Origin of the sequence: Brasilonema sp. UFV-L1 (assembly GCF_012912105.1) — a bacterium.
In the GTDB taxonomy this organism is placed as follows: Bacteria; Cyanobacteriota; Cyanobacteriia; order Cyanobacteriales; family Nostocaceae; genus Brasilonema.
In genome coordinates this window covers 1-23897 of sequence record NZ_QMEA01000043.1, presented here as the reverse complement: position 1 = coordinate 23897, position 23897 = coordinate 1, and the positions used below count along the sequence as shown (strand labels likewise).

Annotated in this window: 18 protein-coding genes and 1 tRNA gene; 6 read left to right on the top strand and 13 right to left on the bottom strand. The window is 40.5% G+C overall.

All coding sequences use genetic code 11. The features are described from left to right. Positions 1–16: 16 nt before the first annotated feature. On the bottom strand, positions 17–1612 hold the full coding sequence (gene dndC / locus DP117_RS14305) for a DNA phosphorothioation system sulfurtransferase DndC (RefSeq protein WP_169218967.1): 1596 nt from the start codon (positions 1610–1612) through the stop codon (positions 17–19). A 218-nt stretch (positions 1613–1830) separates the two neighbouring features. On the opposite strand from dndC, the gene DP117_RS14300 reads away from it, so the two are divergent. The 3 genes from DP117_RS14300 (at position 1831) to DP117_RS14290 (ending at position 5187) form a co-directional block, all read left to right on the top strand. Continuing rightward, positions 1831–3429: a DGQHR domain-containing protein gene (locus tag DP117_RS14300; protein ID WP_169218966.1), complete on the top strand. Its 1599-nt coding sequence runs from the start codon at positions 1831–1833 to the stop codon at positions 3427–3429. Positions 3430–3503: 74 nt separating this feature from the next. Beyond that, positions 3504–3632: a hypothetical protein gene (locus DP117_RS36960; RefSeq protein WP_282440278.1), complete on the top strand. Its 129-nt coding sequence runs from the start codon at positions 3504–3506 to the stop codon at positions 3630–3632. Then, complete coding sequence (locus DP117_RS14290; RefSeq protein ID WP_248277661.1) at positions 3619–5187, top strand: DNA sulfur modification protein DndB; 1569 nt, start codon at positions 3619–3621, stop codon at positions 5185–5187. Before DP117_RS36960 ends, DP117_RS14290 begins: the two co-directional genes overlap by 14 nt. A 52-nt stretch (positions 5188–5239) precedes the next feature. On the opposite strand, the gene DP117_RS14285 is transcribed toward DP117_RS14290, so the two are convergent. The 4 genes from DP117_RS14285 to DP117_RS14270 form a co-directional block, all read right to left on the bottom strand. Further along, a complete protein-coding gene (locus DP117_RS14285; RefSeq protein WP_169218965.1) occupies positions 5240–5701 on the bottom strand; it encodes a DNA phosphorothioation-associated protein 4 in 462 nt (153 codons plus the stop codon). Positions 5702–5865: 164 nt separating this feature from the next. Beyond that, positions 5866–6435, bottom strand: a complete 570-nt coding sequence (locus tag DP117_RS14280) for a Uma2 family endonuclease (RefSeq protein ID WP_169218964.1) — start codon at positions 6433–6435, stop codon at positions 5866–5868. 631 nt (positions 6436–7066) lie between these two features. Beyond that, positions 7067–9139, bottom strand: coding sequence for an AAA family ATPase (locus DP117_RS14275; RefSeq protein ID WP_169218963.1), 2073 nt, complete (start codon positions 9137–9139; stop codon positions 7067–7069). After that, entirely contained in the window at positions 9136–9309 is a 174-nt protein-coding gene (locus DP117_RS14270) for a hypothetical protein (RefSeq protein WP_169218962.1), read from the bottom strand. The genes DP117_RS14275 and DP117_RS14270 overlap by 4 nt, the downstream gene beginning before the upstream one ends. A 632-nt stretch (positions 9310–9941) precedes the next feature. On the opposite strand from DP117_RS14270, the gene DP117_RS14265 reads away from it, so the two are divergent. After that, positions 9942–10742: an isopentenyl phosphate kinase gene (locus DP117_RS14265; RefSeq protein WP_169218961.1), complete on the top strand. Its 801-nt coding sequence runs from the start codon at positions 9942–9944 to the stop codon at positions 10740–10742. 245 nt (positions 10743–10987) lie between these two features. Here the strand turns inward: DP117_RS14265 and DP117_RS14260 are convergent, their stop codons facing one another. The 3 genes from DP117_RS14260 to argF all read right to left on the bottom strand — a co-directional run bounded on the left by DP117_RS14260 (position 10988) and on the right by argF (position 14476). Continuing rightward, positions 10988–12466 carry a DNA phosphorothioation system restriction enzyme gene (locus DP117_RS14260; RefSeq protein ID WP_169218960.1) on the bottom strand — a complete coding sequence of 493 codons (1479 nt, stop codon included), beginning with the start codon at positions 12464–12466 and terminating at the stop codon, positions 10988–10990. Positions 12467–12674: 208 nt separating this feature from the next. Beyond that, the gene (gene lexA / locus DP117_RS14255) at positions 12675–13280 is read right to left on the bottom strand and encodes a transcriptional repressor LexA (RefSeq protein ID WP_169218959.1); all 606 of its coding nucleotides are present in this window, start codon (positions 13278–13280) and stop codon (positions 12675–12677) included. A 269-nt stretch (positions 13281–13549) separates the two neighbouring features. After that, positions 13550–14476: an ornithine carbamoyltransferase gene (gene argF / locus DP117_RS14250; RefSeq protein ID WP_169218958.1), complete on the bottom strand. Its 927-nt coding sequence runs from the start codon at positions 14474–14476 to the stop codon at positions 13550–13552. Positions 14477–14906: 430 nt separating this feature from the next. Between argF and DP117_RS14245 the strand changes: the two genes are divergently transcribed. Next, a tRNA-Thr gene (locus tag DP117_RS14245) sits at positions 14907–14978 on the top strand. 91 nt (positions 14979–15069) lie between these two features. Here DP117_RS14245 and DP117_RS14240 read toward each other — a convergent pair. Next, the gene (locus DP117_RS14240) at positions 15070–17787 is read right to left on the bottom strand and encodes an NACHT domain-containing protein (RefSeq protein ID WP_169218957.1); all 2718 of its coding nucleotides are present in this window, start codon (positions 17785–17787) and stop codon (positions 15070–15072) included. Positions 17788–17957: 170 nt separating this feature from the next. Between DP117_RS14240 and DP117_RS14235 the strand changes: the two genes are divergently transcribed. After that, a complete protein-coding gene (locus tag DP117_RS14235; protein WP_169218956.1) occupies positions 17958–18173 on the top strand; it encodes a hypothetical protein in 216 nt (71 codons plus the stop codon). 186 nt (positions 18174–18359) lie between these two features. Here the strand turns inward: DP117_RS14235 and recR are convergent, their stop codons facing one another. From recR to DP117_RS14215, 4 genes are all read right to left on the bottom strand, one after another. Beyond that, complete coding sequence (gene recR, locus DP117_RS14230) at positions 18360–18917, bottom strand: recombination mediator RecR (RefSeq protein WP_211176110.1); 558 nt, start codon at positions 18915–18917, stop codon at positions 18360–18362. Positions 18918–20980: 2063 nt separating this feature from the next. Next, positions 20981–21631: a hypothetical protein gene (locus tag DP117_RS14225; protein WP_169218955.1), complete on the bottom strand. Its 651-nt coding sequence runs from the start codon at positions 21629–21631 to the stop codon at positions 20981–20983. 175 nt (positions 21632–21806) lie between these two features. Continuing rightward, complete coding sequence (locus DP117_RS14220) at positions 21807–22931, bottom strand: D-alanine--D-alanine ligase family protein (protein WP_169218954.1); 1125 nt, start codon at positions 22929–22931, stop codon at positions 21807–21809. Between the two features lie 110 nt (positions 22932–23041). Beyond that, positions 23042–23785: a gamma-glutamyl-gamma-aminobutyrate hydrolase family protein gene (locus tag DP117_RS14215; protein WP_169218953.1), complete on the bottom strand. Its 744-nt coding sequence runs from the start codon at positions 23783–23785 to the stop codon at positions 23042–23044. Between the last annotated feature and the right edge of the window lie 112 nt (positions 23786–23897).

The window sequence follows — 23897 nt, the reverse complement described above, 5'->3', positions numbered from 1 at the left end:
CTGGTTTACTGAATCCCTATTTTTTAAATTTGATGTTTGCCCAATTTTGCGGTTTGGCTGTTTCATCATTTTCAGAAACGGGAGCATCACCTAAAGTCAGCTGCTTTACCTTTGTCACGTCACCTTGAGTCACTGCTTCTTTCAAATCACGTGTTAAACGGGCATTATCAATCGCTTCTTTTTGCGAACGCGAACTTGTCTTAAAACATTTTTCTAGTGCATCGTAAATTCCCACGCGACGCGCCATCTTGCGATACTGGCGTTCTGTGTCTAAAAGCTTCGCCATGAGTTCTAGATGCATGACATCTTCTTGGCAGATTTCTTCCAGCACTGCCCATTCATCACTACCAAGGAGACTGTTACCAGCACCAGGACGCGGATCTATAAAAGGTTCGTCTGTCACTTCTTTATAAATACGGGGTAAACTATCATCAAATTCGTGTTTTTCTTCTAGCCAAATCCGGCGAATTTCACTCAATTGTTCTGTAGTAACTAGAGTGATATCACGCATATTTTTTGGTGCTGTGCGACGGATTTGTGTTTGGGCTTCTAGAACTTTTCTTAGCCAATGTTCCCGCCAATATTTAGTATAGGGACCAGGAATTGGTTCTACGGAGATTTCTCCATCTTTATTGCGTTCAAAAAGCTGAACATCCCCCCAAATTCTTCTAAAGTCTCTTTTATCGCGATCATCTTCAGCATCCAATTCATTGCGGATATCGAGTAAAGGCTGCATCCATTCTTTCTCTTCGTCGTTCTGGATCATCGCTTCCATCGACTTATCCTGATTGACTAGTGTGCAAACCCAGCACCCAAATCTAGAATCACCACAGCTAGGAGTGGAAGTATCAACAACTAGGGGACATTCATTATCCGCTGTTGCACCTCGGTACAAATGGAATAACTCTTTATTGCTTTTTCCCCAAGGATTTTCACACTGATTTAGATAGATCCAAACATCATTGTTACTCCAGTCTTCAATGGGGGTGTAAATTAAGGAGTTGGGTAGACTGGCATTTGGACTAAGGCGATCGCGCACTCTACCAATTTGATGCTTTTGCATTGTGGCAGCACGTTTGGCACTCTCTGCTTTGCGAGTCCCTAAAACAAGAATTGTTTCACCGTTTGCTCGAACCATCTCACGAATGAAGTGGTTAGCAGGATTAATTTTCAAGCGTTGGGTACACCAGCGAAATTGGTTGCGTGGTGCTGGGTAGCCTTTGCCAATTAGATTTACCCAGAATGTGTCTTGAACGACTGGTTGAAGTAGATGCGGTTCAATCGGCATTTCCTGTTCTTTTGCAGCAGACTTGAGCTGCTGTAAAGATTTGCGAACCCAAGCAGAAACGATAGGATTTTCTACCTGAGTATCTGTTGTAATGACATGGATTGTTTTTGTTCTTTTTTCTGGAGCAAGAGCGGCGATCGCACTCCAGACAAGCTGCAATACTGTGCTAGAATCTTTCCCCCAAGATACACCTATAATCCAGGGTATTTGGTCTTGACAATACAATTGTTGAATTTCATTGGAGAGAATTGTGATATCGTTTACTAACTCTGCTACAGTACGAGTCTGCTTACCTTTAGTTTCTGGCTGTTGTGCTGTAGTCATTTCTCTCTACCTGGTGGAAACATCGGTGTTACCTCATTTCTAAAATGATGGCGGATAGAATTTGCTGCTGTACAGACAAAAGCCGCCTATGTGGGTTTCAAATCGCACAATACTTTTTTAAGTATTTGGAGAGTAAAGTTTTTAAAAATTTTACTACAATGTACCCAAATTTTTAGACAATCAAGCTGTCCTATAGCATTAAGTTTTTAAAAACTACCATGAATGATAGTGTATTTGACCCAACCATTGAAATCGCTAGGGAGTACCTGGAACGGGAAAGTAAGGAGAAACAGGTACTGGCTTTACTACTGGAGAAGTTCCTGGGGAAGAAGGATCAGATTCTCGTTCAAAAAACAGAGATGGGTGGTACTGAAGCGTATGTTGGCTCTGTTACACTGGAATGGTTTGCAGGTCGTGTTCACTTCGCTTCTGGCTTACCGCTGCTTCAGAAGAAGTATAATCCAGAAACTGATAATATTGAAATTGACGCAGATAGCATTGATGAAATTCAACAGCGTCCTCTTGATTGGTCACGTCAAGCACCTTTAGTACAGTATTTGGCAGCTCGGAAAAATCATAAGTTTCCGCCGGTTCTGGTAGTAATTAACCAACTGTGGGTGGATAATCCCAAAGCGGCTGAGTGGGATAGCCAGGGGCGAGCCAAAAAATCTACTACCGATTTCACCCCTCTAGATCAAGATGGTAAAGTAGGATTACTCAAGATTTCTGAAGATGATGTGACTATTTATGCCCTGGATGGTCAACATCGATTGATGGGGGTGCAGGGGCTGATGGAGTTGCTCAAGACAGGCAAACTCCAGCGCTACAAAAAAGATAAAACTGCTGATGACACTTTTATCACAGTGGCTAATTTGATAGAACAGTACCAACTAGATCCTGCTTACTTGCAAAGCTTGCCCAAGGAAAAAATTGGTATTGAGTTTATCTGTGCTGTGGCTGCTGGCGAAACCCGTATCCAGGCAAGACGACGGGTGAGATCCATCTTTGTTCATGTCAACTTGATGGCTGCACCCTTGACTAAAGGGCAGTTAGCACAGCTGAATGAGGATGATGGTTTTGCAATTGTTGCTAGAAAAATCGCTACCTCCCATCCGCTTTTGGAACAACGCCAGGATCGCAACCCTCGCGTCAATTGGAATAGTGCGACAGTTGCAGCAAATTCTACGGTTTTGACGACGCTACAAGCTCTGCAAGATATGTCTGAGCGATACTTGGGGCAAAAATTCCCTCACTGGAAACCCTTGGAAAAAGGACTCATTCCCATGCGCCCAGAGAATGATGAACTTGAGCAGGGGATTGAGGAATTCAAAAAACTATTTGATTGTTTGGCAAACCTTCCCAGTTATCAGCTTCTTGAAGAAGAGAATTCCTCTCAGTTGCGACGGTTTAGCTTTGAGAAGGATGGAGGTGAAGGAAATATGCTTTTCCGTCCTGTGGCTCAAGTCGCATTAGCTCAAGCTCTTGGAATTTTGGTTTTTAAAAAAGGGTTTTTGCTAGCAGATATCTTTAAGAAGCTGCGGAAGTTCGATCAGCAAGGCGGCTTCAGTGGTATGGAGTACCCGCAATCTCTCTGGTATGGCGTTTTGTACGATCCAAACAAAAAGCGAGTACAAGTTGCTGGAAGGGATTTGGCTGCGAAGTTAGTGATATATGTTCTGGGTGGAATTCAGGATCAGATGGAACGTGCGGAACTTCGCAAGGATTTAGCTAAAGCTAGAACTGTTGAAGATAAAACAATAGGTTTTGATGGTAAGTTTGTTGAACCGAAGGCAGTAGGACTTCCAGCCGTTCTGTAGTTACTAATAATGACTCGGTTATAGAGCAATTCTTATGCTACTTTGATACATAATGTATAAAAGGAGTCTACTTTGTGGCATGGCTATATGGCAATGATGCTGTGCAACAGCTAAGTGAAAACGTCGTCTTGTACGATTTAGCACAGATACGTGGAAATAGTGCTATTTTAAGCCGCATCCCCGATAATATTGAAGGTTTCTAACTTTGATGGTGTTCAATTCGTTTCTTTTGGACTCTCTGCTCGACTTCGGTGGGATGAAGATCGAGTATTAGCAGTAGCTGTAGATGGACAACATCGTCTTTGGGCACTCCGTACTTTCCGTGAAGATCAAAAGTTTAGAGGCGGTACTCTCCGTACAGTTGAACAACAAACTAAAATTCCAGTCTTGTTCGTTTTGCTTCACGAGAGTGCTGGTTTCCAGAATGTTCAGAGTGAAGCTGACTATTCTATTCGGGGAATTGCTCGTGAATTATTCACTGACTTGAATAAAAATGCTAAGACAGTAGATAAAGCTAGAGAGCTAATCCTTGATGACAAGAGCATTAGCGCACAATGTGTCAGAACATTACTGACTGAAAGTACAGCTAAAGATGCGAAAGATAGGCTTCCTCTATCTCTCGTGCGCTGGCAAGACGACTCAAATCGGTTTGATAGTTCCTACTATTTGAATTCGTTAGTTCATTTAGATTTATTGGTTTCGGCAATATTGGATCTAAAACCACCACGCGATCCAATGGAAAAGAAGCAAGTTTTCGATTTTCTCGAAAGTATTGACTCTGCACTCGGTAGAAATGATCAAGAAGTTCAGTATGAGGGGCGTTCCCTCAAGGAATATTATGTAGAAGATTACTGTGATGAAGATGGAGAACCAGTTACACCATTTGTGCGAATACCAGAAAATTACCTTGACTCCGCAATAGAAGGTTTTAAAGTCAACTTTCGTCCTTGGCTGGTAAAACTTTTACTAGAATTTAAGCCATACCGAAACTTGCTCAAGTATGCTCGTGAACATGATTTGATAGAGGGAACTTTTGGGAAGTTCCAAGCTCAAACAAATAAACATAAAGGAATTATTCGAGAGCAGGAAATTGCCAGAGACAGTGATTGGAATAAACGAGAAATACTAGCTCACCAAGATGCTATTGCTAGGATGAAAGAAAATCAGTGGGCTTTCAAAGCTATATTCCAAAAAGCTATGATTCGTCTGGGGAGAATGGTGGAATTTGACTATAAAGGCAAAGATACAAATTTAGGGAATATAGATGACGTGTTGAACTTTTTGGATAGACTATATGACAAAGATGTTCTTAGAGTAGATGCCAATTTGCCTGATTACCCCTTTCGATTATGGACATTTGTAGCTATAAATCCTGGAAATGATAAAATTAAGGTTGCAAGAGCTGTAGAAGATAGAATATTTTCCTTGTTGTGCTTGTGGTACTTCGGCTCTCGTAAAACGCTAATAGACACTGCCAACGGTTATCCAATGTTGTCAAAGCGAAAGCTACTAAATTTCTTTAGTGCAGATACGAATAAAGTTAAGTGGGCAGGTTGTACTGATGCTTACAACGCATTATACAAAGGATATAGTACTGTTGCTTTCTATGGAAGAGAGCATGAAAAAATGAATAGTCAGCAAAAAGATAAGCTCGTTCGTGAAAGGTTTTCTGCTGTGCTTGCTGCTGGCTTGCCTGAATTATATAGTCAATCTTTAGCAAAACAAAGCTCCGAAGATGATGAACTGGATACAGAATAATAAAGTAGTACAAAAATAATTGCAATTGTAAAGAAAGTCAAATCTAGGTTGATTAGGAGAGGAATTTACTGAGATTAAACTCCTCTTCTTCACCCTCATGTTTAAATCTTTCAGAACTAAGAATTAATAGAAGCCGCTCGGAATAATCTACCGCTCCCCGCAGTTCATTTTGCAAAATTTCCAGTCCACCGTTGGCATACTCTTCAAAAATATGAATGCGTTGCTCGTCAGCTACTTCATCATCACCTAGAATTTTGATGTCTTTTATTTCGGTAATAGCCAATAAATTAATCAACAGAGCGAAGCTGCTAGTAAAATAATCTTGTCGTAGTGGAGATAAATCTTTAGCAACTCCCTCTAAAGGAACTCGCTTTTTATATTTTGCTCCCAATGCTGCTGCAAACACCATCACTTCTACATAAGTGTTAAAGGGACCAGTTGTGTCTTTTGATGCAACTAAACCTTTGACTAATTCAACCTTATCTTTAGCAATTTTGATTCTATTTGCAGCCATGATGTGAATATCTATGTGGATATTTATTTTGTTGCAATTTTAACTGAAAGCTTCTAGTGATCACATTTATAACAACATAATTTTATACCAACAAAGCAGCGATCGCACTCTTTTCCCTCTGCGTCCTCTGCGCCTGGAGCGGTTCATTTCTGTTAAAACTACGCCTACCTCAAAAACTCCACATCTTCATAAACCAAAGATATAGGAAAGTGAAAATCAACACAGGTTAAGTGAACTTCATCCCCCTCCTCGTAGGGATGTAATTCCCAGATACTTTTTTCATTAAATCGGAAGCATTCTACACTGATTTTTTCAGCATCAATAAGAACGTATTCTCTTAAAGTCTGAATGCGGCGATATTGGTAAAATTTACCGCCTCTGTCGTAAGCCTCTGTACTAGGCGAAAGGACTTCCACAATCAGACAAGGGTAGAGAAGGAATTTCATCGCCTGTCTATCTCGTTGATCACAGCTAACAACCACATCTGGGTAGTGAAATGATCCGTTTTCCGATACGCCTACTTTCGCATCCGCCATAAAAGCACGACAGCCACCACCTCTGAGATGGCTTTTTAATGCCGAAGCCAGGTTGAGAGCAATGGTAGTATGGGGAAGAGTACCGCCAGTCATGGCAAAAACTTCGCCGTTGATGTACTCGTACTTAATGTCTTGGCGTTCTTCCCATTCCAAGTACTCCTGAGGTGTCATGTACTGACGCTCTGAACTTGCAACCATAACCCAATGTTTTGCTAAAGTGTTTTCACGATACTATTGCTTCAACTTTAACTTCTTGCGATTTCTGTTGATTAACCATACAGCAGATACTTAACTCGCACTTTCTCCCCTTTGCATCCTGCACGTCTTTACTGTTTATCTCTCCAAAAGCAGTCTCACCGCACTTCACAAAACTTTATGACAAAGTGTCCAGCATCACACCACAAACTCTCCACGTGTGATAGTACAATAAACATAGAAACTTTTAGATAGTAGTTCTCCAAGCATTAGGGTGTTATCTGGTGAAGACAATCTACAGCCCAAAGATTGTCAAGGTTAGGAAAAGTAAGGGCGCTCTGAGTTGATAGAGTAACAACAGAGGCGATTAGAACAGCGAGAGAAGAGTTTTTAAAAACCATTACCCAATATTGATGTAGTTCTTGAACTACCATTAAGTGAGTTTGTTGTATTTCTTCCATCGGAAGCAACAGCACTCTCTTTTCTACTCTTTTGCATTCTCTACGCTTCTTTTGTTTATAACTTCTATCAACTCACGCAAACACGCTGTAGAGACGCGAGGTTTCGTGTCTCTACATTGCGTTTGTGTCTTTTGTGTTTGTAGCTTTTGTGTTTGTGTCTGAAAGTTGAAAAACTACCCTTCCCGCACCACCTCAAGAATCTCTGTGTACTCAAACTCATTCGGACTTTGTCTCACCAAAGGATATCGTTCCCCACGCAACTCAATATAATCCTGTTCACACTCAGGCTTAGAAGAATAGTATGTCAGCACATATTCCCTACCAATTTTATCTGTCATCTCTTCTTCTACTTCACCCCGCCACTGCGTCTTAGTCACCAAGACAATTAACTGATTTGCTAATTTGGGAATTGTCTTTGCAATTTGTCGCCGAGAGATTTCATCCAAACTCCCAAAGGGGGAATCCATAACAATTGGGAAAGTACTACTATCAGGAACCAGCAATATTTTTTTCTTTTCACTCCATTCCCGTACCCTGTCGATAATGCTGGCAATAAAAGATAAACTGAGAATTTGATTTTCTCCTGTGGAAGCTGCAACTGGCATTTCGATCCCTGCTGTATTTTCCACCAGCGTCAGTTCATATTTCTCGCTGATTTTAGGAATATAAGGTGTAAACGAAATTTCGCTGAAGATTTCTTGTACCCGCTTTTCTAATTGCCAACGAAACTGCTTTTCTTGACGGTTTCTGACTTCTGTTAACCGTTCAATAGCATCTTGAGTTGCGCTGATGCGTCGTTGCGCCAGTGCTTGTCTATCTTCATTCAGCTTTTGCTTGGCGATTTGTTTTCTCAAACCTTCCAAGTCAGTTTTCAAGTTCGCTATTTGTTGCTGATTTGCTCCTTGTTCTAATATCAAATCTCTAATTTTCTCTTCAATCTCATCTAACCGCTTTTGTAAACTGCTAATTTCTTCATTGGTATCTTTTCGCAATCGTTCCTGAATATTATCTAACTCACCTTCAGTTTGTGATATAGTTTGTCTTAACTGATTAATCCGTGCTTGCTCTCTATCAATTTCTGACCAAAAACTCACTGCTTGCTTATCAATTTCATCGACTTGAGCACTCATACGGATAGCTGTTTCTTCCACAATTGAAGAACCCGCTTTCTCTAATAATTTTCTCACATTCTCGTGTGAGTGACTTCCTTCGCGTAAATCTGCACCACAAATACAGCGTTGAGTGTCGAGTAACTCATTCACAAATTCCCGTGAGATTCCAGACGTTAACTCACCTCGCTGCTTCAAGTCATCTATGATTTCTCGAAATTGTGCTGTGTTTTGTGACAGTAATATAGTATAACCGCGTGCAGAAATAGCTTTTTTAATCGCTTCCCGACTTTCTCTGAGATTTTCCTGAGATGATGCTTTTTGTTTTTCTAATTCTCTTCGTCTTTCTTCTAATTCCTTGGCAGCACTAAGTTCTCTTAAGCGGTTGCTTGTCTCTTTTTTAAAAGTTTCTTGATATTCTAACTCTTGTTTAATTTCTGTTTGTCGCTTTGTGATACGCTCAATTTCCTGATCGAGAGTATTTTGCTGTTTCAAAAGTTGTTTAATTTCTGAGTCACCAATCGCCCTTAACTCATTCTCCAGAGTTTTTTTGGCTTCCTTGAGGTGATTGATGGAACGGTTAATCACTTCTACGCCTAAAAAAATCTTTGTGGCTTCAGCAATTTCAGCTTTCTTGTCAGAACGAACAATCTCTTCGATGCGTTCACCATCAAAGAAGAAGTATTGATGTAAACTTATAGGTAAAATTTGCCCAATCACATCTTCTGGTTGCTGAGGTGGAAAATACCAACGTCCATCATCCCCAGCTACCTGCATACGCAATTCTGTTTTGGTAACGTTGAAGTCGGTTTCATTTTTATAAACTCGGCATATGCGTTTCACATTGTAGCGTTTGCCGTCATGTTCCCACTCCACCTCAACCCAACATTCTACAACTTGCCCAGGTTTCGCTTCGGCGATCGCACGCTTATTCACTAACTGTTCAGTCGATGCAAAAGCTGCACTAAATTTCTCATACAACACCCAAGTAAACCCATTCAACAGACTCGTTTTTCCGGAACCATTATTACCGTGAATAATTGTTGTGTTGCGAGTCTCTCCTCCTGCAAGAATGATTTCTGGTGTCTTGCCATAAAAAGAGCGAAAGTTACAAAGCTTAATCGAAGTCAGCTTCATCGCACTGCTTCCTTCACAATCGCCAGAATATCATCATTAATATGGCTATTAATTTTCTTATCTAATCTACTTTTCTCCAGCTGCCATACACGATCAATTATTTGCCGTACTTCTGGTGAAGCACTGAGAATTGGTTCTTGAACATAATCAATATGAGTTTCTTTTGTCATCTGACTTTTCAGAGATAAGTTTCATAGATTATCATATTATCTGGTTTGATAACTATTAGTAAATATACTGGCAGCAATATTTTGTCATCAATTTAAAATATCAAAGTTTCATGAACTAATCATCAGATGATTTCACATGATCACTTGTGGAATAATGTCATTGTAAGTCACCACTTTGATCAAGAAAGGGTGTAGGGGCAAAACAAGTCAAAAGTGACAGTGTTCTTTATTTATTTCTTACCTTATGGTTTTGATTTTTGATTTCCCCGTAGGGGTGTAAGGGTGTAAGGGGGAATATTGAACGACATTTTTCTATACCCTGTCTTTGGTATAACTCACCGAATCTGGGAGTCTTATAAAAACGAGTACTCCAGAAAGTCCCACCGTTCGCGTAGCGTGTCCGGAGGACACTCAACACAACACTCGTGTGCCAGATTTATAAGGGACAAATGCGTGACGCGACAACACAAATCTCCTGAGTAAAATAGTGGCATCTCATTCATCACTCTTTGTCCAGCTTACCGTAGTTTGTGGTTCAATTACCTGAAAATTGCTGCACTATCAATTTTTATTTGTTTTATTATGATAAACTTCCTAGAAGTTCTCGTCTTGCTTGCCCTGAGCATTTGATTATGGAGCTAGTATTAGTCAAGCTGGGAGGTTCCTTAATTACTGATAAGGATAAACCTTACACTGCTCGACCAGAAATTATGGCACAACTGGTTGAGCAAATCAGCCTCATCAGACATGAAAATCCTAATTTGAAATTGATTATAGGCAACGGTGCTGGTTCTTTCGCTCACCAATCAGCTAAAAAATACAATACAATTGATGGGTTTTTTTCTGATGAAGAAAGACTCGGATTCTGCTTAGTCCACCAAGATGCTTTAGATTTGAATTTACTACTAGTTAAAGTTTTTTTACAAGCAGGTTTGCCAGTAGTAAGCTTGCCACCTCTTACGATGGTAGTGACTCATAATAAAAAACTATTGACGAGCGACTTCTGTGCAATAGAAAATAGCCTACAAGCAGGTTTGATTCCTTTAGTGTTTGGTGATGTTGTTCTAGACAAAGCGATTGGTGGTACTATCCTGTCCACAGATACTTTGCTGGCAGAACTAGCCAAATATTTCTATCTTCAACATAAGTTTCAAGTTCGCCTAATTAATGCCGGGAATTATCCAGGTGTGCGCGATCAAGATGGGCAAGTACTTTCTAATATTACTCAAGCCAACTATTCTCAGATTAAACCTTTCCTGGGTAATAGCAAATCAGTAGATGTGACTGGGGGAATGGCTAAAAAAGTTGAGGAGTTTTTGGCTATTTCCAGTTTAGGAATTGACTGCTGGATAATTGATGGGAATATCCCAGGAAATTTAGCCAAAGCAGTTTTAGAAACGCCAACTCAAGGCACTTTAATTCGGGCAGTCTAATACCAATTCTTTGTGAGGCTGCGCCAAATTTTCTTGACTTCTTCTTTCTTTCTTTCTTGGCGTTCTTGGCGTCCCTTCGCTTCGCTCGAGGGCAGGCTTGGCGGTTCGTTCTTCATAAGTTCGTGGTGCATTTTCATACAGAATTGGTATAACCAGGGCAAACGCATCTAAATATTGACGAACCGACTCACAGAACAAGTCGGACACAAGCAGTTACCAAGCGCAAAGTCGTCCTGTTTTTGGCTTTATAGATCCAACAAACCGTATCGCTTTTGTAAGTTGAGTAACTTCATCCTCGCTTCACCAGCATTATCAGCTAAATCAGCAAACTCAACCAATCTCAGTAATTCCTTTCTCAATAAATTGCGTTCGACTTCTAAAGTTTTCCTATCTAAATCTGGTGGTAAGACAATCATGTCAAAAATTGTGGCACGTTCTTTTCCTGGATGAGGGCGCAAAACTCTTCCGCGCCGTTGAATGAACTGGCGAGGATTAGCAGAACTTGCCAAAATCACAGCCGTTTGAATTGCTGGAATATCGACTCCTTCATCTAAACAACGAATGGCTACTAAACCTTGCAATTCACCGCTTTCAAATTGACGACGCAAAACTTCTCTTTCTTCTATAGATGTTTGGGATGTGTAGGTGCTGACTTTGTAACCGAGTTCTATCCCCAGAGTTTTGACGACAGCTTTTAGCTGGTGCAAGCTAGAACGTTGTCCTATCTCTTGTGAACCATCACTACAATAGAAAAGTGTATGAGTTGTTTCGCGACGAGTTGACATTAACTCCCGCAAAGCGTTTAACTTATTTTCCGCTGCACCAATTAATCTTGCGCGCTGCATCAATAACGGCTTTAAATCTTCGTTATCTTCTAAATCTGCTAATTCAACGTTTTCTCGTTCTCGATATAGCAGTGCTTGTCCAATCTTTTTCGTCAATTTAGCATAAGCACGGCTTTCGATGTCTGTTAACTCTACTAATATCGGATAATATAAATAATGAACCAAAGCGCCTTGAGTAATAGCATCTCTTAAGGTGAACTCTGGTTTGAGAACAGGACCAAAATATTCAAATAAAGATTGGGTTCCACCTTCGTCAAAATACCTTTCTGGTGTCGCAGATAAAGCGAGTCGCAACCCAACGCGACGAGGTAAACTTTCTTCCAACTTGGGTGCGCCTAAGTTATGTGCTTCGTCTCCAATGATGAGAGTTTTTTCCGGAAAATACTTGAGTTGAGATTGAAAGCCATCCCCAATTAAAGTAGAGTTGGTCGTGATAACTGTAAGAAACGGTTGAGAAGTAGAACGCACATTATAAAGTTGTGTGGAAAGTTGACTCTGCCAATTGTGTAAACTCTCAAAAGCTAAAATAGGTTGCAAATTAAATTTTGCACATTCTCGCGCCCATTGCGTGACGAGATGTCGGTAGGGACAAACGACAAGCAAGACTTGTAAGTTTATTTGCTTGTATAATTCAGTGGCGATCGCCAGCGCCGTAATAGTCTTACCACTACCAGTCGCCATTTTTAGTGTACCTCTACCGTTGTTGCCAAACCAATTGTTGACAGCTTGTCGCTGATACCCTCGCAATTGTAGAGATGGTGGTATTCTAGGACATCCTGGTAATGGTTGTGTATGATAACCACCCCTACTTTCACCGACAAATGGTAATCTTAATTTGAACGTGGGTAGTTGCGTGACTTGATTTTTTACCAAATACATAAACACTCATCAGTACTAAGAGAAGTCGAAAGCCAGGAGGATGAGGAAGATAAGGAAGATAGGGGAGTGTGGGATTAAAAAGTACAAAGTAAAAAGAAAGAATTTTTTATGAGTTCCTTTTGACTTCTAACTTTTAACTTCATTCGATGTGGGAGTGTGGGAAAATATCCTTCGCTTCTTCCTTCCTCATCCTCCTTATCTATAGGTATCAGTTGTAATTGCGCCAAATGGCGACAAGCGAACCTTGCACCTGTACCTGAATAGCGTTCATTTCTATTGGATTGTACTTAGGGTTTGCAGGTTTGAGGGTAATGCGATCGCCTAGTCGATAAAACCGCTTCAAAGTCGTACCAATACCATCCACTCTCGCGGCGACGATAGTCCCATTTTTCAGTTGATCTGGTTCTAGTACTGGACGCAAAAATACCAAATCTCCCTCCACAATAGAATCTTCAATCATGCTATCGCCAGTTACCCGCAAAGCATATGTTTGAGGAGGTAATGAGAAATTCGCTAAATCTATATTTTCTACAGCTTCCGTGAACGGTTCTATTAATCCACCTGCGGCGATCGTTCCCAAAATTGGGACACCTTGTTTTAACGCTTGTAAAATTCTAATTGTCCGTGCTTTACCTTCACTCCATTCAATGTACCCCTTATTGCGTAAATGTTCCAACCGACTTTGAATCGGTGCAGGTGATTTTAAATTCATCGCCTGCATCATTTGTCGAATAGAAGGTGAATGCTGATGTACTCGTATGTACTCTGTCAGCCATTCGTAAAGTTCTCTTTGGGCTTCTGTCAGACGTTCCATAAATTTCTAAGGAGGTAAATACAAATGCTCCTAGAACATTAGTACTACAAAAAACCTCCCTACGCACTATTTATTTTAAACATTTTGATAAATTCAAGTCAGTCAACCACGAGAAAATCCCACGAAGCTTACTATGAAAAAGATTTTTCTCGAACGAGTTGGTGAGTTGGTAAGTTCTATTTTCAAGCGAGAACAGAGAATTTAGGAGTCCCTCAGAAGTAAAGACTTAGCCATTCATAACTCACAATTCATCACTCAGAGCTGATAACTTAAAATTCCTCTGCCCCTAAAATACTTGCGAGTAAGGCTTTTTGAGCGTGCATCCGATTTTCTGCTTGGTCCCAAATACGTGATTGAGAACCTTCCATAACCTCATCAGTGATTTCTTCACCACGATGTGCTGGTAAACAGTGTAAAACAATTGCTTCTGGTTCAGCAAGACTCATCAATTGTTCATTCACTTGATAAGGTTGGAAAATTGGCATTCTGTTGTCTGCCTCTTGCTCTTGTCCCATACTTGCCCAAACATCAGTGTAAATGACATGAGAACCTTTTGTTGCAATTTCTGGGTCATGAGTCAAGAGGACTTGAGTTTTATTGGCTGCAATAGAACGTGCTGTTTCTATAATCGCTGCATTTGGTTCAAATCCATTTGGTGTGGCAATTCTCACATTCATGCCTACCAAAGCGCAGCCTAATAACAGAGAATTAGCAACATTATTCCCATCTCCCACATAAGTCAAAGTCAATCCAGAAAAAGTACCAAAACATTCTTGCACTGTCATTAAATCAGCCAGAACTTGACACGGATGTTCTAAATCAGTGAGAGCATTAATGACGGGAATTTTGGCATAGTTGGCAAAAATTTCCAATTCTTGCTGTGCAAAGGTACGAATTGCCAAAACATCGAGGTATCTATCCAAAACCCGCGCTGTATCTTGCACTGGTTCTCCGCGACTGACTTGAGTGACATTGGGATTTAAATCAATCACCTGTCCACCCAGTTGGTACATTGCTACAGTAAAACTCACTCGTGTCCGAGTTGAAGCCTTGGAGAACAACAGCCCCAACACTTTATGACACTGCAACCTCAGCCTTTGTGATTTTAGTTGTGATGCCATTTGCAGAAGTTCTAGAACTTCCGTTGGACTCAAATCAGCCAGACTTAATAAATCCCGTCCAATCAACGCTGTCATGCTTGTTGCTCTACAAAGAACACTTTTGTTTTTCTGTTTGGTGTACCCAGCCGTGTCAAAAAATCTTGTCTTAAAACTACACCAGATATCTTTATGTCTAGCCCATAATTTTAAGGTGGCTTTGGTCTATGACTAGTTTATCAATATTGTCAGTGAAAAGAATCACAAATTTGCTTGAGTTTCATTATAGTCTCAAGTGCTGTGATTGATCTGCTTTGCGCTCTCAACAGACGCGGAATCAGGCAGAGTTGGGAGTGTCAATCATCTTCTGAAATCGGCATTCAGATGAGGATGAGAAATTTCCCGCACCATTTGGACAAATATAACTCTTTACAACTTTTGTTGTACAATTTGATTGTGTATGGTACAATCATTAATTAGTGCAATGCCAAAAAAGCCTAGTTAGTCCTATCTTAAAAAAGCTAGATATGCCAGCATAGCACAGTGGTAGTGCATCCGACTTGTAATCGGAAGGTCGTCGGTTCAAATCCGACTGCTGGCTTTTGAGTATTCAGCTATGTACTTTTTCTGTCGATTGCCGCTCACAATCGCGATAAATTAATACTTTTCGCCACCCATTCTACGTAGTGGCTCTAAGGCGGAATATTTCTTATTATAGGCAACAGTAGTGTATTCTCAATCTCCTGCCGCACTTTCAGACTGATGCAACAATCACTATTAAGACAATCAACCAGTTGTTTATTTGCGTCGTAGTACTGCTTTAACAGTTGCTTTTGAAGCTCACTAAATTTCCAATCGTGACCAATATTACGATGGTTAATCATCACAGATCTGAGTTTTTCTATCCAAGCTTGACTGTTTTCCTGCCACCATTGTTTGAAATTTTCTGAGTTCTCGTGAAAGAAATCTGATAATTGGTCTTTGAGTTGTTTCAGTTCACATTGTATATTTGGATTAGTGTTGCAGTCGGTGGCTCTATCGAAAATAGAGTCCATATTGATTCGGTCTGTACCGAAGTCGCAGGTGTTGATAAAAATGAGAGCGAGGCTGTCATCTAAGTCCATACCAGGAAAGAGGCTAAGACCAAAATTCTTGTTGAAGGGGTTGGCAACAAGGTCTCGGCAAGGGGCAAAATTTTGATTGACAGCACAAGAGAGTGCTCGGCAGGCGGTAAAATTTTGGGCAAGGTCAAAACCAATATCAAAGTAAAAGGCTCGAATAACAGCAGGATTATGTGATGTTTTTACTGAAAGGGATTTTTCTTCAACCCAACAGAGGAACTGCTGTAACTTCTCATCACCTGCTAGAAGCTTGTCAATCTGACATCTCATCAACTGCAATAACTGCAACAAGTTATCTGTATGATCTAACATCTCCACAGTAAGCAAGAAAACTTCTCTCCAACGTGGTTCAGTAATGTGAGTAACTAGACGTTGAAATACTTCTTGGAGATTGGGACTAGAAACTATGTATTTAGCTGTAAAAAACTCGTGAAATGTAAGGTGGGAGAAAGAAAAATATTGTGTGGAGCGTTGGATGAGCAAGCCATGCTGTGATTCTAGCAATTCTAGAATATACTTGGCTTCTGAACGTTGAGTCTGAAGATAGTTGACAATAAGCTCTTCTAACTTTCGTTGGCGTGGGAAATAATCATTATTCTCGAACAGCGTGTATGCTACTTGTGCCAACAGTTTTTCTTTTTCGTCTAAGGATAATTCACTATCTCGTTTAACTCCTCTGCTTTGATCCCACTCTCCTTCTAGCAAACCTTTTAAACATTCATCATAGAGTTCAGAGCGCTTGGTTGGTAAATCGCCCTGCTTAGCCCAAAACACATAGCAAATTAAGTTCAGCAAAATTGGAGTAACAGCTAACTCTCCAACAGGTCTATTTACTAGTAATTGAGTATTTAAGTTTTGTATTAACTCCTTTGCTTCTGTATCACCAACCATTACAGTAAACCAGTGATGGACGAATTTACAAACTTGTTCTTGGGTAAAATTTGCAATTTCTACGTCAGTAAAACTATCATCAAAGCAATATTTTACACTTTGAGTCCGACAGGTGATAATGAAGCGGTTTTTAGCAAAATCTTGACAGAAGTGGCGTACTTGCCATGTGACAAAATCACTGTGGCTAGTAGGTATCTCATCCAGCCCATCAAGCAGAATCAGCGTTCTGCCTTCTTCCAAAATACGTTTACAGCCTTCAGGAGCAACTTTCCATTGTTTAAACAACTTTTGGATAGCATCAAATAAGCTAAATTCCTCATGCCCTAATTTTTTATACTCTGCAGCATCCTTTGCAAACTTCCGCAGTTCAATGAAAACTGGAATATAATCTGGATCATTCCACCCTAAGTTTTTATAAATGCAGGCAGTTGCTAACGACTTGAGTAAGGTTGTCTTTCCTGATCCTGGCTTGCCTAGCACCATCAATTTGCGATGTTTATGTATTGTCTCAAGTGCAGGCACTTCCTTCTGTTGTGTCGAACCTAATCCTTGTCTGTCAAAACTGCGCCAGCTGTAATCATCGTCAGAATTTTTGTGCCTGTTGGAAAAAGAGAAATCGTTGCTGCTTATTTGCTTCAGAATATTGAGGTTAACATATACATCTGTTACAGGTACAGGATAATTGATCCGAAACATCCGCATTTTTCCTACTTGTTCTATGTACCCGATGTCGGCTGCGGCACGCGATCGCACCTGCGGCACTAGAGTATCTACCTCAAATCCCATCTCAGGTGCTTCGCATTTGAGTCTGGCGGATTCTTGCGGCTTTTCCAGCTTCTTATGGCAGATTGATTGACAGTAAATGCTTTTATCCGTTGTTTGTGGAGTTTGGGATCTCTCCAGTGAATTCGTCTTTGAGTGTTCCCTCCACTTCCGCTTTACTACCTCTAGATTTTCTTCCGGTGTTACTGTCTGATGTTTTAGCGTCAGTGTAAATTTCCAATAACCTTTATTCTTTGCAGATTTTTCGTCTTCTCGCACTCCTAACTCGTTCAAGCAGTCGAGTGCAGTTTGAATTTCATCTAATTCTCTGTGTTCTGGACTTTTACTAACTTCGTCTTTGGGTTTGGGAAGTCTTAAACTTTTGTCAGCTTTGTGAAGTAGCTTGAGTAAATATTCTTTTTTGGTACCAACTTCAACTGTTCGCTTTCTTTTACCACTTGTCTGCTTGTCTTCAAATCCTGTGACTCGCAGTTTATTCTCTGTTACCCACTCCACATTAACTATGCTTTTTAGTTTCTCATCCTTGAATGCATCATCTGCATGAAACAGTAAAACTTCTACTAAACACTGTGTATTCTCTTTTACAGATTCGTCCCAACGGATATTCCTTGGCATTAGTTAAACGTAAAGAAAGTATTAAGAAATTTTCATAACCCAAACAAACAAACGTCCCCAAGCTGCAAAACCTTATTACACAGACATTATAAACACTGTGTGGGGAACGTGTCTGGGCATTTACCCAAAAAAACAATTCACCTTGTAAATCCAAAACCAAGGTGATTTAAATGTCAACCCAAAAATTCAGTTCCAACCTTAGTCAGAAAATCATCGCTGGCTTGCTAATTTTGCAAACCTTGCTAATTGGCATACAAGTAGAAAACCGCATTCAGCAGGGAGACTCTCCAATAGAAGTTCTTTACTGGGCGATTAATCAGTGTGTTTTAGTACTCCAGCAGTATAGTCACCAAGAGAAAGAACAAAATAAGGACAAACACAAATAAGTCTAATTCCCCAATTACCAATCTGCTCTTGCCAAGCCCTTATTCCACATAAGGGCATTTTGGTAGAACACATGCCTGGAGTGGGACAGCCTGCTATCTCCAGGCGCAAGTCACCGAATCAACACAGATAGGAGGATGTGCGGTACGCTCTGCGTTAAGCCTCTGGCTATTGTACTTTGCTTATGATTAATCTAGCTCTCGCCGACCTTCCAAAGCTCTTGCCAAGGTCACCTCATCAGCATATTCCAAATCACCACCCACAGGCAAACCGAAAGCAATGCGCGTCACTTTGGTAAATGGCTTCAGTAGTTGACCCACATACAGTGTCGTTGTTTCACCTTCCACACTTGGACTAATTGCCAAAATAACCTCTTGAGGTTTGTGCTGACTCACCCTTCGCACCAAAGCTTGGACAGTCAACTGTTCTGGTCCAATGCCCTCAATTGGAGAAATGACCCCACCTAAAACATGATACTTGCCTTTGAACTCACGGGTTTTTTCCAAGGCAATCACATCACGCGAGTCTGCGACTACACAGATAGTCGTGTTGTCACGGTTTGAGTTGCGGCAGATTTCACAAACTGGTTCAGCAGATAGGTGAAAACAAACAGAACACAAACCCACCTGTTTTTTTGCTTCAATAAGAGCTTGTGCCAAAGCCTCAACTTCTGCTTCTGGTCGCTTTAAAATATGCAATGCCAACCGCTGAGCAGTTTTAGGACCTACTCCCGGCAAGCGTTGCAGTTGTTCAATTAAACGTGCTAAAGGGCGTGCGTAAACCGTTGTCTTATCTCCAATGTGTTTTCACCATAACTATGATGACATTTGTGAGAGCCTATTTAACGCTATTAAGAAAAAAAGTGGGAGCAAGCATACCAAACGCTTTCAAGCTCCCACTCACCATTTGCCGCTGAAGAGACAGGAATATGTACAGACACTGCCAGTTATTTAGGGGGCTAATGTACAGGTCAACGACAACGCCTGTACGGGCTGGATATTCCTGGTGCGACAAATGTAAACCTGATTATTATTTTTTTCCAAAAAATAGCCATTTTTTTCTGCTTTTTGTGGTAGAAAGTGTATCACGTTTATAATATGTAATACACCCTGATAACAACACCCTTGAAGTCGTTTACCTTCTTTAATTTAATCGATTCGTTCATAGGTTGGTTGCCAAAGTGGCAGGTTTTTTATTTTTGGAAAATGACAGCACACAATATAACTTGGTCATGAATCTAGATAGATTTTTTTATCTTGTTTTCTCAATCAGATTCGCTTAAGTTATAGTCTAAATTGACTCACTAGTACTGGAAATTTGACTTTGGATTGTTTAGTTTTGAATGCTTGACCGCGCTTTTAGTTTACAGAAACTATAAATTATCTCCTAGAAGCACAAAGCCTTGCTATGTCCTGACAGCACAGCCGTTTTCTACTCAAGAGAGAATTCTTGTTATCTGGAGAATAATCCTTAAAAAATTATTTTTGTTATCTTCAAAAACTTAAGTAAAAGAAAAAAGAGTGGGAGCAAGCATACCAAACGCTTTCAAGCTCCCACTTAGCATTTACCGCTGAAGAGACAGGAATATGTACAGACACTGCCAGTGATTTAGGGGGCTAATGTGCAGGTCAACGACAACGCCTGTACGGGCTGAGTATTCCTGGTGCGGTAAATGTAAACTTAATTATTCATATGTATTTATTTCGACAACTAGTCAGTACACCAAAGATATACTTTGATATTTATTTGGTGATTTTTTGGTAGAAGGTGTATCACATCTAATGGTATGCGATACACCCTGATAACAATACCCTTGAAGTCATTTACCTTCTTTAATTTAACTGAGTTGCTCATAGTTTTGTTGCCATTTTGGCAAGTTTTTTATTGATTTGATAAATGACCTAGTACGACAAAAATTGGTAATATATCCAGATATTTCCTCATGTTTTTTCCTCAATCATCTTGAGTCTAGCGGAGCTTTATCTCTCAGAGATTTACCCTAAGGAACACTTTCAAGTCTAATTTTACATCTCTTTCTATGACAAATTTATGTGGGGTTATACCCCTTAATTAAGTATGAATCAATGATGGGTCATACCCCTTGTTTTTATAGAAACAAATGAAGGGTCATACCCTTCATCCGTAGTTATTAATTAACACATCATTGAGATTATGAAACGATACAATCTAAGGCTATCTGATAGAGAGAAGATATTAAAAATATATCGACACAAACAGAACGTTCAATTGAAGAAGAATCATTCGCCAGAATCCAGGAACGTTCCTCTTGTCTATGCTCCTGACGACTGATATCAAGTCCGGATAAACACTTCTTGCCCGCTACGCGCTCTGCTGCGGACTTTTGATAAGTCATTTAACGGACTTGATATGAATCCCCAACCAAATCGATTCAGCAATCCTGACTTGTGTCTTCTGATCAGAGGCATAGACGCTCCGCTGGTTCTTCAAAACATTTAACGAGCGCCAACAACAAGTAGGCGCTCGCTTTTTAGAATATTCTCCTATCCATCTTTGCGACACTAAGTCAGCCCCTCTTAACCTCCTCTAGCTCTAAACTCCCCGAATTGTCTGGTTTTACACAATTGTTAAGAAAGATCCGGGTTATGCGTAACACAGAGGTTGTTAATCTCAGATTTGAGGTCACGCATTGTCCCCTAGAAATTGAGCCAGCCCTCTTTTTGTGGATCTATCTTCCAAGTCGGGTACTCGTTGTATTAGGGCTGGCTCAATTTCTTACGTGTTAGACCCCGTCAGCAATAACAAAGACACACACGGATTGTATGTTATGTTAATCCTTGCGTAAGATTGTAGACAATGGAGTGTGCTTACGCATATCCAACATATTCGCCAGAGATTCTTTAGCCTGACTCGGCAAAATATTTTGCTCTGGTGGTAAAACTGTAACTACAGGTTGTGTTTGGCTGGGCATGACTACAACAGGTGCCCTAACTTGTGATGGCACAAAAACTGGCTGATTTTTCTTGGGCCGAGGTTCTAAATCTGGGCGACGTTGTTGTGCTACGCGTTTGTAATGGCGGTTAATCTGATTTTTGAATTGTTGACGGTTTGCTGGACGGTTTAGCAGTAAGAATAGTATCAAGCTACCACTCGCACAACTTAGAGCAATCGCAGCCACCATCCATAAAGGTGTAGGATTGATTGTCTCAGAGGGTACTTTAATTGGTTTGATAATTTCAGCCTCTGCGATTTCAGGTTCTTCCTGTCTCACACGTCCTACATAGCCCAAGCTGTACAAGGCAAGAGTACTAGAACCTATAAAAATCAGTAACAACCCAAATGGGAATAGCAAAGGATAATGTACAAGCAGATGTATCAGAAGATTTTTGCTCTCTGCGCGTCCCGGAATTCTCTTCCCCGACTCTGGTATGGCTGCTTCTGATTGGGATGGTTGCTGCTGTGCATTCTGGCTATTTTCCATAATTGCTTTATTAATTTGTACCCTCCAATTATTAATTGTACTGAAGGGTTGACTATGATGTATCCGTAGAAACCTATCGTTTTTAAGTATTTTTTTGATAAACACAAATTACTTAATCCGATATTTTCTATCTTTTAAAGGTATTTATTTATACTTAAAAACAAACAACATGAAATCAGTTTTCCTCTTTTGTTGTTGAGAAAGTAGAATGTCTTTCGATCGCAAGTTGAATTAACCTATCAACTAATTCCGGGAAAGAAACACCGCTATGCGCCCAGAGTAAAGGGTACATACTTGTTGCTGTAAAGCCTGGTAATGTGTTGATTTCGTTGATAAAAATTTCTCCTGTGGCTTCTGTGTAGAAAAAATCTACCCTTGCCAATCCAGCAGCGTCAACGGCAGCAAAGGCTTGCAAAGCCATTTCCTGAATTTGACGAGTGACAGTTTCTGATACAGGTGCTGGAATCAAGAAATCTGCCTGACCTTCTGTATATTTAGTTTCATAATCATAAAATTCACTCACGTAAGTGATTTCACCAACAACAGAAGCTTTAGGACTATCATTTCCTAAAACTGCACACTCTAATTCTCTGGCGACAACTCCAGCTTCAACGATTATCCTTCGGTCGTAGCTAGCGGCGTTATCTAATGCTGCTTCTAATTCTTGCCTTGATCGCGCTTTGGCAATACCTACCGATGAACCTAAATTAGCAGGTTTGACAAAGCACGGATAACCTAAAGTGGCCTCAATTTCATCACACAGTTTGGGGAAAACACAAGGATTCGACCAAATTTGCACTCTATTTAACGCTTTGTATTTTACCTGTGGCAATCCTGCTTGGGCAAAGGCTGTTTTCATCGCAATTTTATCCATTCCCACCGCCGAACCCAATACTCCAGAACCAACAAAGGGAACTTGCATTAAGGTGAGTAATCCTTGTATTGTGCCATCTTCACCGTTGGGACCGTGGAGAATGGGAAACCAAACATCTACTTCTGCAACTTGGGAAGGAGATTGCCAACGGCTAAGAACTTGAGTTTTGGCAGCTGATAATTGATGATCAGGTGTGGTTGTCAGTGTGGTAGGCAATTGCAGCGGTGTTCCTGATTCTAAGACTTGTTGTGGTGCATCCCCTGCTAACCAACGTCCATCTTTCTGGATGTAGAAAGGCAAGATTTCGTATGCATCAGTGTTTTGCTCTGTCGTCAAGGCTCTGGCGATCGCCCGTGCTGAACTTATAGAAACTTCATGTTCTCCCGAACGACCACCAAAAAGCAATCCTACCCGCAGTTTCGTCATCTGAAATACCTCTTGTGTCACGACGCGTCAAGTTCAGATAGCGTAGCACAACTTGTCAAAGTTGCTTTATTTTTTATTGATGATCAGCGTAAGCATTTACAGACAAAAACTCAAACTGTGATTAGATTGTTTCGAAGGAGCGTTGATTCTACAAAATCCTGGAAAATTCGCTGATGATTGGGATCATTTGGAGAAAGTTCTGGATGCCATTGAACACCAATTGCCCAAGGATGATGTTCATGTTCGATTGCTTCAATCACTCCATCTTCCAGTGCATATGCGACAGCACGCCAACCAGGCCCAATCGTACGTGCGGCTTGGTGATGAAATGAAACCACAGATATTTGAGTTTTTTGAATCAACTTTGCCAGACGGCTATTTGCATTGAGTTTGATCATATGTTCTGTGGATTGCCGCAGTTCTGGTCCTGGTTCTAGTCTATGCAAGACAGATGTACCGTACTCATCTGGTATATGAGGAATGAGAGTACCACCAGATACCACAATCAAGATTTGCAATCCTCTGCAAATGCCCAATACTGGTATGTGGTTATCCAGAGCAAAGCGTGCTACCTGGAGTTCAAAAGCATCTCTGTGTGAATCTACTGAATAAATGGTAGGATGAGCACAACCATTGTAAAAAACTGGATCAATATCTCCACCACCAGAAAGAATAAGACCATCGAGAGGCTCTAAGAATTTTACTAAGTCAACGTCTGTTGCTGGCAATAAAACTGGTATACCACCTGCGGTTCGTACAGCATCTGAATAAGCACTCAGTGGGGACACAGGAATTGTTTGTTGATGACCATAAGTTGTGATACCAATCAGTGGAGGTTTGGATTTTTGACTCATCGTTGATTTGTTGGCTTTTAAAATTTTTCACTTAATTTTTTAGCTTAAACCGTCAGAAGCCGCTTCATTTTTCATAGACAAAAATGGACAACCACTAACAATGTCTACTCGT